Origin of the sequence: Paenibacillus sp. FSL F4-0243 (assembly GCF_037963295.1) — a bacterium.
Classification (GTDB): Bacteria; Bacillota; Bacilli; order Paenibacillales; family Paenibacillaceae; genus Paenibacillus_AQ.
Map to the genome: position 1 here is coordinate 3,524,730 of NZ_CP150151.1, position 13,661 is coordinate 3,538,390.

Here is a 13,661-nt window from a genome sequence, read left to right on the forward strand (position 1 = left end):
ATATGGATATGAATAAACGCAAAGAGCTGATCGAGGAGTACAAACAGATTAAGATTTATATGGGTGTTGCTCAAATCAAAAACCAAATCAACGGCAAAATATTTATCGACAGCTATCCTAATTTGAAAAACAAATGGCTTACCCTGCAAATGCAGTTGGATTCAGGGAGATTTGCAAATACCCAGCTCCAGAAGGATTGGAAAGAATTCGGTGCGGATGCGTTCACTTATGAGGTACTAGAACAGAAGGAGATAGATAAGGTAACTGATATGCGCTGGGAACGGAAGAAAATCTTAAAGCCATGGTTAGAGAAGTTACATCCCTACGGAGATAAAGGTTATAACAAACCACGAATTGACTAACGATGAAATCCAAGATAAGATGAAACCGTCGTTTAGTAAATTAGTAAAATAGTAACTGGAAGGAAGAAAAAAACATGAAAATACCTACAACTTTAAAACATAAGCCTGTTGTCGTATCGGAGAATTATGAGAAGGTTGACGGCCGAATGGCTGGAAACACAGATGCGAAAGGTCTTTCCTTAGGATTGGCGCAGTGGAATGATCGAGGAAAGGTCGATATTTCTGCTAAGGTATGGAGATATACCGGGGAAAAATGGTCCAGACAATCAGAGGAACTGCCTCTTCATCGCGTGCTTGATTTGTCCATTCTAATTTGCCGGTCGTTAGAACATTTCCGCGAAGCGTATCGATATGAGAATTTATATGACCCGGAGCAGCCCGTCATCGACAGAGTTGGCTTGCAAGGGGATGCGATGACTGTAGCGGTATGTACAGATAATGAGCGAATTAATGAAGATATTAAGCTATTTAATCAAGCTCTTAGCGATGACGATGAAATGATCGGTGAGCGTCTGAGCACGTTATCCAAAATATTAAAGGATATGGGATATTAAACAGTGAGTGGTAGTCAAACAGGGCAAAAAAGCCTTCGTGACTGCCACTTTTTTTATATAGTTTAAAACAATTCCGGCCCCCGTCCAGGAGTGTCTATTGGCAAAGTATCTTGGATTTTGATTTCATTTCTTAATTTCCGGAAATCTTTAGGTGTTCTTGTTTGATGTTTTTTAAAGGACTGAATGAAGTTGTTAACATGATTAAAACCAACTCTATGGGCAATTTCAGTTACTGTATAATCAGTTGAAATTAATAGCTCCATACTTTTCTTAATCCGGTACTTTATTAAATATTCATACGGTGTGATATGAAGGGTCTTTTTGAAACTACGGGTACATTCTGAAACACTTAAATGAGCAGCATCAGAAATATCTTGCAAAGTTATATTAGTTGCGTAGTGCTGATGGATGAAAGAAAGCATGAGTTGAAGTCGTTCTTGCTGCCTTTTTACGTATTTAGCTGTGTCCTCAAAGGAGAGAGAAATATTAGATATCAAGGTTAACCAGAGTTGTACGGTTCTGATAGAAACCTCATATTCCCATCCCCATTTCTTTGGCATATCAAATCTATTCTTCAGCTCCAAAAGCATGTTTAGTACATCTCTTTGCCATTCAGCATCTCCTTTAATTACTAGAGACAGTAAGGAAGAGTTCGTATAAGGTGATACATAATTTTTTTCCATAGCACTATCTGCATAAAAGACCAACAGCTTTTCAGGAAAATTGAAACTCACATACTGACCGTCAGGAGTCAGGTGCGTCGTAACATGAAGGGCACCTTTATTGATGAAAATGGCTTGGCCATTTTTCAATTCATAATCAATACCATTCACTTGTATAACTAGTTTACCTTGAGTAACCAAAGTGATCTGAAGTTCTTCGTGCCAATGTAAGTCATTAAATCCTCGTCCTTCAGGGATAATTTTCCGAGAGTTAGCTGTGTACATAATGTATGGAAATGAAGCATCAGGAAAAAGAATGTTCTCGTGCAGCAGTTTTGACATCTAATGACGTCCCTTCTAAAATGATGATATTTATATATAATACAACGATATAATGACACAATTTAAACAATGATGATGATATTATTATATCCAATCTTGATTTTATCACTCTGTGCACAGGAAGTAGATAGAACATTTTGGAGGATTATATGTGAAATCAAATAAACCGTCATATCCGTACATTTTGCTTTTTATTAGTATTTTATCTATTTCGATCTCTTCCATCATGATAAAATTTTCAAATACTCCCACCTCTGTAGCCGGCATGTATAGATTGTTTGCTTCTGTAATTTTATTGCTTCCTTTTGTATCATGGAAAAAGTTTAGCTGTCTGGAGATGAGTAAAAAAGACTGGAGTATTGTTTTCTTAGCGGGTCTCTTTCTTGGATTACACTTCTTATTTTGGATGGAGTCTTTAGTTTATACTTCAGTTGCAAGCTCTATGGTGATATTATCATTGCAGCCTTTATTTGTAATGATTGGTTCATACTTCATCTTCAGAGAACGGGTAAATGTGGTAAACATTCTTTGTTTAGTGATTGCACTTCTGGGTTCAATAGTTATCGCTTGGGGAGACTTTGGAGTTTCTAAAGTGGCGTTAATAGGGGATGGCTTATCATTATTAGGAACCGTTTTTGTATCAGCGTATATGCTGGCAGGACAAAAAGTAAGTCATAAAATAGGAGCAAGTTTATACAGTGTTATTGTTTTTTTCCTTGGCGGAAGCGTCTTGTTAATCTACAATTTGTCAAACCATTTCTCTTTGATAGATTATAACTCTTCGGACTGGATCTATTTCTTTTTACTCGCATTAATCCCAACTATTTTGGGACAATCTATTATTAATATGTTATTGAAATCTTTAGGTGCAACTACTATTTCTGTAGGGATTATTGGTGAGCCTGTTCTCGCCATAATACTTGCTTATCTATTCTTGGGAGAAACAATCACTAGCTTTCAATTTATAGGAGGGATGATGACTCTACTCGGCATGGGGATGTATTTCTGGGTAAAAGCCTTCAATTACACTACTGTTAAATATCAAAATCAAAGTAAATAAGCAAATAAATTAAGAAAATATTATTTAAAGGGAGAATGCTATATGGCTACTATTGATGATTTTTTGAAATTGGATATTCGTGTTGGAACAATAATTAACTCTGAATTCTTCGCCGAAGCAAAAGTTCCTGCGATCAAGCTTGAGATTGATTTTGGAGAAGAGATCGGAATAAAGAAATCAAGTGCACAAATTACTAGAAGATATGTGGCTGAAAATATCATCGGAGAACAAGTAATTGCGGTGGTCAATTTTCCTCCTCGACGAATTGCAGGCTTTAATTCAGAGGTATTAGTCCTTGGAGGTGTACCTGAAAAGGGTGACGTAATTCTATTGAAGCCAGATATGAAACTGCCTAATGGAACACCTATTGGATGATTTTCCTGAAATATAATTAAGTCAAATACTTAACTAGTTGGTCCCCTAAAAATGTCCCCTCTGTTCAAAAATGCTCAGTTGCGGATAATTCAATTATAATTGTTTTTACTATCCAGTTTATCAATACTATCTGGTAAGCTGTACATAAATTGATCGTATTTGAAACGAAAGGTTAAGAAAATTCCGAAGTAGTCCTCAAAGGATACAGATCCGAGACTAATCGATTTATAGGAGTTGAAGCAATGGTGACGTATGAGAAACCGAGATTGGCCATAAGTGAAATTGAAAAACTATTAGAAAATCATCTTGGGCCTGGTTCGACTGAGATTAAACCGCTTTCTGGTGGCAACATAAGTAATGTGTTTTCATTCAACCACGGAGGGAAGGGGTATGTTGTGAAATTCAGTGATCTGGAAGGAGCATATGAAACGGAACACTATGTATCCCATTTGCTCTCAGGTCAAAACATCCCTTTCCCCAAATGTTTGGCGTTAGGGAGAATTAAACAGTTAACCTATTTAATCATGGAACGAATGGAAGGACGGAATCTATCCGATTTCACAGCAGAGGAACAAACTCATCAGTTGCCTGAGATTATTGGTATTTTGAAAAAAATGGCTGAAGCAGATATTGGGTCAACTAACGGCTATGGGTGGATCACTGCTGATGGCAACGGATCCTATGTATCATGGAAAGACTTCGTCGTTGCCGTAAATGCGGAGGATCAAAGGGGAACGTTCTGGGAGGACTGGCATGATCTCTTCCGTACTTCTTGCTTGGAGAGAGATGTATATGAAGAAATATACGGTCGGTTGATGGACTACGTACCCTATAATGAATCGTACAGAAGCTTTATACACGGAGATTTTCAACAGTGGAATATTTTGTCCGATGGAACACGAATTACCGGCATCATCGATGGGAATTGCATGTACGGTGATTCTCTCATAGACCTTGCGATTCTCGATCGGCATATGCCGTGGAGTGATGTCATTAAGACATATCAAATCAATCAAGAGAAAGCCAGCATAAAGATACCTTATTTTAAAGAGCGACTAATGGGAGCTTATTATTTCAAGGGGCTCGACGGACTACGCTTCTATGCTAAAATGGGATGGAACGATGCTTATCAGAACACACGGCAATTTCTTTTAAACCTGAATGCTTAACGTCAGGATACATAACTTGAAATCCCAAACAAGTCCAGTATTGATTCTAAATGACATAAAAAGATTGAGAGCCCCCATTTGTTTAAATGAGGGCTCTTTTATTTATGGAGTGCTGTCTGATACTAGCTTCAGGTTTACAATCTGTAATATTTGCACCTGGACTTGTCATTAATCCACTATCTAGAGCTTTGTCCAACTTGATAAAATGTAAGCGCAACCATAAAATAATCGATTGGAGGAGTACGGCATGAAAAAGATTGGTGCAGGTTTTATATTCTTATTTGTGATGTGCGTAGCATTATCCACTACTGCGTTCGCTAAACAGCCTTATTCATCCTACTGGTTTCCAGAGCAATTGCTTCAGTGGAGTCCTGCATCCGACCCGGATGCGATATTCAACCGAAGTACAATTCCGTTGCAAGACCGCTTTGTGACAGATGGAGTCAATGCTCATGCGACAAAAGCGCCAAAAGTTATGGCTTTATCAGCACTGAACTCGGGAACAAGTGGTGTGCCATCACAGGGATCAGACAAATTTGGAGCTAATACGTTTACTTATTGGCAATATGTTGACAAGCTGGTCTATTGGGGCGGATCTGCCGGTGAAGGAATTATCGTACCACCAAGCGCTGATACGATCGACGCAGCACATAAAAATGGGGTACCGATCGTCGGAACGGTGTTCTTCCCGCCAACTGTTTATGGAGGGAAATTTGAATGGGTGAAGCAAATGCTTCAGCAGAACAGCGACGGTTCCTTTCCTGCCGCAGATAAGCTGATCCAGGTTGCGAAGTATTACGGATTTGACGGCTGGTTTATTAACCAGGAGACTGAAGGTGGAACACCAGCTGATGCCCAGAAAATGAAAGCTTTCTTAAGTTATCTAGAATCGCACAAATCTGCATCTATGCAAATCGTATGGTACGACTCCATGACCAAGGAGGGCAGTATCAGTTGGCAAAATGCGCTAAATGACAAGAATGCAATGTTCCTGCAAGACAATAATAAGAAAATAACAGACAATATGTTCCTGAACTTCTGGTGGAAAGATCTTAAAAGCTCGGCAGAGAAGGCCAAAAGTTTAGATAGAAGTCCGTATGACCTGTATGCAGGGATAGATGTTGAAGCCAAGGGCTACGATACGAATGTGAACTGGAATCTGCTGTTTCCGGATGGTCAACCTGCCGTCACTTCCCTTGGTATCTACCGTCCAGACTGGTCTTTCAACAGCGCAGAAAGCATGGAGGATTTCTTCGCACGCGAGAACAAATTCTGGGTGGGGCCAAACGGGAATCCGGGTAACACCGTGAGCGATCAGGCCTGGAAAGGAATCGCGAACAATGTGGCAGAATCATCCCCTGTAAATAAGCTACCTTTCATCACCAATTTCAATACAGGAAGCGGGCAGAAATATTATGTCCGAGGGCAGCAGGTACGAGATAAGGGATGGAATAACCGGAGCCTGCAGGATATCCTGCCAACATGGCGCTGGATCGCAGACAGCAAAGGAACTTCACTTACTCCAGAGCTCGATTGGTCAGATGCGTATTACGGTGGCAGTTCGCTGAAGATTTCAGGTGATCTGAGCCATAACAATGCAACGCATCTGAAGCTATACAAGACAGACCTTAAAATCGAAGCAAGCACAAAGCTATCGGTTACTTATAAAACGCTGAACAAGCCTAGCTTGAAGGTAGGTCTTGCTTTTGCAGACCAACCAGACCAATTTATCTTTCTTAATGTGAAGGATAAGACAGCACCAGGCTGGACTACCGAAACTTTGAATTTGACCCCATACAAAGGGAAACGAATCGTAGCAGTATCACTTTATTTTGATTCCAAGGATACGATTAGTAATTATAGTATTCAAATTGGCCAGCTCTCCATCCAAAATGCCAACGACCCGATCAAAACGCTGCCGGCGGTTCGCGATCTGAAGGTTACTCAATCCGATTTCCGCGATGGAATTTATGGAGATGCTAGATTGGAGTGGAAAGCACTTGATCAGCAGGTGAAGCAATACGAAATCTATAGAGTACTTCCAGATGGTAGTGAGGTTTTATTGGGCGCAACGCCAAATCATGTGTTTTACGTTCCTGAGATGAGAAGAATAGACAAAGAAACACTAACAGCATTAAAGGTCGTTGCAATCAATGGAAGATACGAGCAAGGTCAGGCCTCCAGCGCGAAGATCAGCTGGCCAGCTTATCCGAAGCCGATTGCAGAGTTCAAGGCAGATCGGACCTTGGTAGCTCCAGGTGAGAGCGTAAACTTCACCGACCTGTCGACCGAAGTGACAGAAGAATGGTCATGGAGCTTCGAAAGCGGTAGCCCAGCTGTCAGCACATCGAAGAACCCGGTTGTAATGTTCAATCAGGAGGGCATATATAACGTATCACTAACTGCAACCAACAGTTCGGGCCAAGACACAATTATGAAAAAGGCGCTAATTACAGTGAGTAAGGAAGCTGGTGCGGTGAAGAATTTAGCACTTGGAAAACCTGCAACAGCCGATCATGCATGCGGAGACAAGGAAGGCGCGCCAAACGCAGTTGACGGTAAAGTGACGGATAATAGCAAGTGGTGTGCACTTGGAAATCTGCCTCATTGGCTACAAGTCGATCTAGGAGCCGAACATCAAATCAGCACTTTTATCATCAAGCATGCTCAGAGTGGAGGAGAATGGTCCGGGTTTAATACAAGCGATTATACCATTCAGGTGAGTAACGACGGAACGAACTGGACGGATGTTGTAAACGTGCAAGGAAACTCGGCAGCTGAGTCGACAGACGCGATTGCTTTGGTGAAAGCTCGCTATGTAAAATTAATAACTCTTAAGCCAACCCAAGGAGCCGATACAGCAGCACGAATTTATGAGTTTGAAGTCTATGGGTTGTAGTTCGGTTCGAACCATGGTTTTTGAATAACAAATAATAGCGGGAAACACAAAAAAAGAACCTGAATAGCTTTCAGGTTCTTTTATATTGCATATAAAAAGACACGATGATATAATCGGATCACGACTTTTAAAAATATAAAGGCATAGATAATGCATCTTATATTTATAAGATACCATGCAGCTAAACTCTTGTCAAATTTTTTCTCATTTTAATGGTTAGGAGAGATTTTGTATGCATTCATTGGTTCTTGGTTTTCAGGAAATAGAAACCACACAGCTTTTGCTCGTGGGCGGAAAAGGGTTGAATTTAGGGCGATTATCAACTATCGAAGGAATAAAAGTACCAGAAGGATTTTGTGTTACAACAGTGGGCTACCAAAAAGCCATCGAAAAGAACGAAAAGTATCATATTTTATTGGATCAACTATCCATATTAAACGTAGACGATCGAGAGCAAATTGGTGAAATCAGTAAGAAGCTTCGACAACTCCTCATGGAAGTAGAAATTCCTTCCGATGTTGTGACAGCAGTTACTCACTATCTCTCACAACTTGGTGAAGAACAGGCTTATGCAGTACGCTCTAGTGCAACTGCTGAAGATTTACCACATGCCTCATTTGCCGGTCAACAGGACACCTATTTAAATATCATCGGAAGAGAAGCAATCATGCAGCACATCAGCAAATGCTGGGCATCTCTATTTACGGATCGCGCGGTAATCTACCGCATGCAAAATGGATTTAATCACAGACAGGTATATTTATCTGTTATCGTGCAAAAGATGGTTTCCCCTCAGGCTTCAGGGATTTTATTCACTGCTGATCCGATGACTTCTAATCGAAAGCTGCTATCTATTAATGCCAGTTTTGGGCTCGGCGAAGCTCTGGTCTCTGGCTTGGTATCTGCCGATTGTTATAAAGTACAGGAAGAGGAAATCGTCGATATGATGATAGCAACCAAAAAATTGGCTATCTATGGATTAAAAGAAGGTGGAACAGAGACCCTGAAAATCGATCTCGATCAGCAAAAGACTCAAACCCTTTCCGAACAACAAATTTTACAACTGGCACGTTTAGGTAGAGAGATTGAAGCTTATTTTGGTTGTCCACAAGATATCGAATGGTGTTTGGATCATGATACTTTTTATATTGTTCAGAGTCGGCCAATCACTACTTTATACCCGATCCCTGAAGTAAATGATCAAGAAAATCACGTTTACGTATCTGTCGGTCATCAACAAATGATGACGGATCCCATGAAACCACTAGGATTGTCTTTTTACCTGTTAATCACTCCTGCACCCATGCGTAAGGCCGGTGGAAGGTTGTTTGTTGATGTTACACATATGCTGGCTTCACCTGTCAGCAGAGAAAATTTCATAAATACCCTTGGGAAATCCGATCCGCTCATAAAAGACGCATTTATGACCCTAATAGAACGAGAATATATAAAATCGTTACCAGATGATAGAAAAGAACAGAGTCCCGTTAATAGCAGTAAAGATAGTTCGTCAGAAGGTTTTCAAGCATTAATCGAAAATGATCCGGCAATCGTTTCTGATTTGATTAAGAACAGTCAAACGTCGATAGAAGAATTAAGACAAAACATCCGAACGAAATCAGGAGCAGATCTATTTGATTTTATTCTTGAAGATCTCCAGGAATTAAAGAAGTTCTTATCTGACCCACAAAGTACAAAGGTTTTTATGACTGCTATGAACGCTTCGTCATGGATTAATGAAAAAATGTACGAGTGGTTAGGTGAAAAAAACGCAGCAGATATGCTTTCTCAATCTGTACCAAACAACATTACCTCAGAAATGGGTCTGGCGCTTTTGGATGTTGCAGATGTGATTCGTCCTTACCCGGAAATAGTTGATTATTTACAACATGTAAAAGATGATGTTTTTTTGGATAAACTGGTTAAGTTTGATGGTGGACAAGCAACTCAAGACGCATTCTATGCTTATCTCAACAAATTCGGAATGCGATGTGCCGGTGAAATCGATATTTCGAGAACTCGTTGGAGTGAAAAACCGATTACACTTGTCCCCATGATTCTCAGTAATATCAAAAACTTTGAGCCTAATGCTGGAAATCGAAAATTTGAGCAAGGCCGACAGGAGGCTTTAGAAAAAGAACAAGAGTTATTAGATCGATTGAAGCAATTACCGGATGGAGAACTAAAAGCTGAAGAGACAAAACGAGTAATCAGTTTTATCCGGAATTATATAGGTTACCGTGAATATCCAAAATACGGAATGATTAACCGCTACTTCATTTATAAGCAGGCTTTGCTGAAAGAAGCCGAACAACTTGTACAAGCTAGCGTTATTCATGAAAAAGAAGATATATTCTATCTCACTTTTGAAGAACTTCACGAAGTCGTACGCACAAATAAACTGGATGATCAGATCATCAGTAAACGAAAAGACGATTACAATTTTTTTGAAAAACTTACTCCGCCACGTGTAATCACATCTGATGGTGAAATTATTACAGGTGAATACAAACGAGAAAATCTGCCAGACAACGCGATTATAGGTCTCCCTGTTTCTACCGGAGTAATAGAGGGACGAGCTCGTGTCATCTTAAACATGGAAGAGGCAGATCTGGAAGTTGGCGATATATTAGTCACCGCCTTTACTGACCCTGGCTGGACATCATTGTTTGTATCTATTAAAGGCCTGGTCACCGAAGTTGGCGGACTGATGACCCATGGAGCCGTTATCGCTCGTGAATATGGCTTGCCAGCAGTTGTCGGAGTGGAAAATGCCACCAAGCTGATAAAAGACGGGCAACGAATTCGTGTGAATGGAACAGAAGGTTATATTGAAATATTGTAGAGGTATTTAAAAATAAAAATAATTATCGATGTTCTCTTTCGCTGGTCTGAAATTCGGTTTAATGTAGGAAAAGAAAGTAAATAATATGGGGATATGGACAACCTCCGGAAACAAAGCCAACTTATATTTGCAAAAGGGGAGTTCGAATTAATATTCCTTGACGTGAATATTCTTCATGAGGTATATTGTAAAAGCAATAAATTATCCCGACTAAGAAGGAGAGTATAACTTATGATTAATAAAATTGGACAAATTATGTTATATGTAAATAACCAAGAGGAATCCAAAAAATTCTGGACAGAAAAGCTAGGATTTGAGGTGATTTTAGACGAAACAAATGGCCCTATGAGATTTATCGAGCTTGCTCCGAAAGGTGCAGCGACTAGTATTGTTCTTCATAATAAAGAGTTGGTTGCCCAAATGAATCCTGAAATGAATCTCGGAACACCTTCTTTAATGTTCTTTTCGGATAATTTTGATCAATTGAATCGAGAGTTGAAGGACAAAAATGTTACGGTTGGAGATATTGTAGAAATTCCCGGTGGAAGAGTATTCAATTTCGCAGACGGTGAAAATAACTACTTTGCGGTAATGGAAAAAGGGCAATAAAATTGAGTGAACATGCAATAAGGGGATAGTTAAATAAATTACGTCAGCAGCTAATCAAAATGATTAGCTGCTTTTTTATTCCCATTATGACCGTTATAAACTTCAAAATCTTACTTGTTAAGTAAAGAATATCATGTTATTCTGCAAAAAGAGGAGATGATCAGATGTTTGAAAAGGGGTCGTTCCAACCCGTTCAAGCCACTAAGTTAGTGGACGATGTTGTTAATCAAATACAACAAAAAATTTCAACAGGAACAATCCTGCCAGGAGACAAATTACCTCCAGAACCTGAATTAATGAAATTATTTAATGTAGGGCGATCAACGATAAGAGAAGCAGTCCGTGTGTTAGTTCATGCTGGTCTATTGGAGAAAAAGCAGGGTTTTGGAACTTACTTAAAATCCAGTCCTATTATTCAAGAACCACTTACCCATCGTTTACTTCGTGCAGAATTGATTGAGGTCTTTGAAGCTCGAAAAATGATTGAATTAGAAATCGCAAGATTAGCAGCTCTACGGCATGATGACACTGACTTATTCAACATGCGAAAACATTTGGATACAAGAGATATGGCTCTAAAGCAGAATGATCGTGAACTGTATGCCAAATCGGATATAGAATTCCACATGGCTGTAGCAATGGCAAGTAAAAACGCTGTAATCATTGACTTATATAGAACGTTTACTCATATTTTGTCAGATGCAATGAGTAAATTAAACCGTAATTATAGTTCCCATGATCCTCAATCCGATTACCATGAACAAGTATATGAATCTATTAAAAATGGGGATTCAGATCAAGCAGTACAATCGACGCTCAAAATTTTAAATGGAACACTTTCTGAGCTTTAAGTTCAATATAGACATTCATGTAGAGGAGGAATTTGGGCATGATTATATCACTCAAAAATGTATCATGGCAACGTGATACAACAATGATCTTACGCGATATGAATTGGGAAGTGAAACAAGGGCAACACTGGTGTATCGTCGGACTAAACGGATCAGGCAAGACGACGATGCTGAACGTAGTAAACGGCTATATATGGCCGACGACTGGGCAAGTCGAAGTGCTAGACCACCGCTTTGGCGATGTGGATCTTAGAGAGTTACGGAAGCGAATCGGTTGGGTCAGCACCTCGCTGCAACAGAAGCTATACGGCCATCAGACTGCGCTGACCATCGTCCTCAGCGGAAAATTCGCAACTATCGGTTTATATGACAAGACGAATGAAGAGGATCAAAAGCAAGCCGAGGAGCTGATGGAATTTCTAGACTGCTCTTCCTTAGCCGCTCGTACATACGATACCTTGTCGCAAGGTCAGCGTCAGAAGGTCCTCATTGCACGCGCACTTATGGCCAATCCAGATCTATTGATCCTTGATGAGCCTTGCACAGGACTCGATATTTTTGCCCGAGAACAGCTGTTGCAAATGATTGAGAAGATTACGAAGCAACCGAACGGACCAACTTTGCTGTATGTAACGCATCATATCGAGGAGATAACATCATGCTTTACACATACTTTGCTGGTGAAGAACGGAGAAATCTACAAAGGGGATGAGACAGAAAACTGCTTGCAGTCGGATGTGTTGAGCGATTTCTTTGATACCCCCGTTGAAGTTCAGGAGCATCACAATCGCAAGTGGCTTACACTTGCCGGTGATAAGTAGGAAAAGCTGCCTAGCAATTGCTAGGCAGCTTTTGTTATCTTGAATGTTAGAAGCTAGTGTTCACTTCGAATAGAATTACTATATTGTCGGGGACTCATTCCTATCTTTTTTTTAAATATTTGGTGAAAAAATTTGAGATCAGCATATCCAACTGCAGCGGCAATTTCACTTACACTTCTATGACCTCCTGAAAGCATACGACATGCAGCATCCATTCGAATACTTTGCGTATAATCTGTAAAGCTCATTCCAGTCTGATGCTGAAAAAGGCGACTGAATTGCCGTTCGCTAAGGTTCGCTTTACTGGCGAGATCACTAAGTTTAAGCCCATTGGCATAGTTGTAATTTATAAATGCAATCGCATCATCCACTGCCATCCATTGCGGCTTATCCCCTGATGGCGCAACAATCTGCAATCGATGTCTAAACAAGCCTGTTAATATTTGTACGACTAGAGCATCGAGTACAGCTAGATATCCTGGCGGTTTTGCCGAGAATTCACGAAACAGTTCACGAAACATTATATGGTATGCGCCATTGACATCTTTCATAGAGTACCATAGCAATTGCATGTCTGTGAAAAATTCACAAATATCTGTAGCGTGAGGAAAGGTAGCCTGAAGTTCTGATAAATACTCTACTGGAAATAAACAGTTATAAACGATGAGCGGGCGGTCTTTCATCGGGGTCTTAGGTCGAAATACATGACTGCGTCCAATGGGGATAAAAAATAACGTACCGTGCTCGACAGGAACAGCCTCATCGTCAATGTAGTGAACGCCTGCTCCTTCACTGATATAAGTAATTTCGATAAACTCATGGGAATGCGCATTCAATTCGAACGTTTCGCAAGCCCTGTTCACATAAATTGGCACACCAGGCTCGAAAAAGCTATCTCCAGACATGACAAAAGTGCTGCGTCTGATACTCATAATCGTGGCCCCTTTCAAATTGCTAAGGCTAGACATATCGTACGAAACTAATGAATGAATGTCTAGATCCACCTATAAAAATGTCTGAAATACCCCCAATTCTAAATTCTCTCAACTCATACAATAGAAATAGCTGCCGGATCAAAGATCTATGAATACAGTTCAAAGTGTTCCGGCAGG

The 13,661-nt window shown here is 40.1% G+C and carries 12 protein-coding genes; 10 read left to right on the plus strand and 2 right to left on the minus strand.

Annotated elements, in window-relative coordinates:
* The first annotated feature begins 2 nt into the window (after positions 1-2).
* Positions 3-362: a GIY-YIG nuclease family protein gene (locus tag NSS87_RS15570; protein ID WP_339241022.1), complete on the plus strand. Its 360-nt coding sequence runs from the start codon at positions 3-5 to the stop codon at positions 360-362.
* 74 nt (positions 363-436) lie between these two features.
* On the plus strand, positions 437-916 hold the full coding sequence (locus tag NSS87_RS15575; protein ID WP_042188373.1) for a DUF6530 family protein: 480 nt from the start codon (positions 437-439) through the stop codon (positions 914-916).
* A 62-nt stretch (positions 917-978) separates the two neighbouring features.
* On the opposite strand, the gene NSS87_RS15580 is transcribed toward NSS87_RS15575, so the two are convergent.
* Entirely contained in the window at positions 979-1,920 is a 942-nt protein-coding gene (locus tag NSS87_RS15580; protein WP_042188375.1) for an AraC family transcriptional regulator, read from the minus strand.
* Between the two features lie 151 nt (positions 1,921-2,071).
* On the opposite strand from NSS87_RS15580, the gene NSS87_RS15585 reads away from it, so the two are divergent.
* From NSS87_RS15585 to NSS87_RS15620, 8 genes are all read left to right on the plus strand, one after another.
* Complete coding sequence (locus NSS87_RS15585) at positions 2,072-2,980, plus strand: DMT family transporter (RefSeq protein ID WP_339241027.1); 909 nt, start codon at positions 2,072-2,074, stop codon at positions 2,978-2,980.
* Positions 2,981-3,022: 42 nt separating this feature from the next.
* The gene (gene csaA, locus NSS87_RS15590; protein WP_339241030.1) at positions 3,023-3,355 is read left to right on the plus strand and encodes a chaperone CsaA; all 333 of its coding nucleotides are present in this window, start codon (positions 3,023-3,025) and stop codon (positions 3,353-3,355) included.
* Positions 3,356-3,597: 242 nt separating this feature from the next.
* Entirely contained in the window at positions 3,598-4,524 is a 927-nt protein-coding gene (locus tag NSS87_RS15595) for an aminoglycoside phosphotransferase family protein (protein WP_339241032.1), read from the plus strand.
* A 247-nt stretch (positions 4,525-4,771) separates the two neighbouring features.
* Positions 4,772-7,423, plus strand: a complete 2,652-nt coding sequence (locus NSS87_RS15600; RefSeq protein ID WP_339241034.1) for a discoidin domain-containing protein — start codon at positions 4,772-4,774, stop codon at positions 7,421-7,423.
* A gap of 232 nt (positions 7,424-7,655) precedes the next feature.
* Positions 7,656-10,268, plus strand: a complete 2,613-nt coding sequence (gene ppsA, locus NSS87_RS15605; RefSeq protein ID WP_339241036.1) for a phosphoenolpyruvate synthase — start codon at positions 7,656-7,658, stop codon at positions 10,266-10,268.
* A 231-nt stretch (positions 10,269-10,499) separates the two neighbouring features.
* Positions 10,500-10,877 (plus strand): VOC family protein, encoded by a 378-nt coding sequence (locus NSS87_RS15610; protein ID WP_042188380.1) that lies wholly within the window; start codon positions 10,500-10,502, stop codon positions 10,875-10,877.
* Between the two features lie 164 nt (positions 10,878-11,041).
* Complete coding sequence (locus tag NSS87_RS15615; RefSeq protein WP_042188382.1) at positions 11,042-11,728, plus strand: FadR/GntR family transcriptional regulator; 687 nt, start codon at positions 11,042-11,044, stop codon at positions 11,726-11,728.
* Positions 11,729-11,766: 38 nt separating this feature from the next.
* Positions 11,767-12,549 (plus strand): ABC transporter ATP-binding protein, encoded by a 783-nt coding sequence (locus NSS87_RS15620; protein WP_042188384.1) that lies wholly within the window; start codon positions 11,767-11,769, stop codon positions 12,547-12,549.
* A gap of 53 nt (positions 12,550-12,602) precedes the next feature.
* Here the strand turns inward: NSS87_RS15620 and NSS87_RS15625 are convergent, their stop codons facing one another.
* The gene (locus NSS87_RS15625; protein WP_339241042.1) at positions 12,603-13,481 is read right to left on the minus strand and encodes an AraC family transcriptional regulator; all 879 of its coding nucleotides are present in this window, start codon (positions 13,479-13,481) and stop codon (positions 12,603-12,605) included.
* Positions 13,482-13,661: the final 180 nt, after the last annotated feature.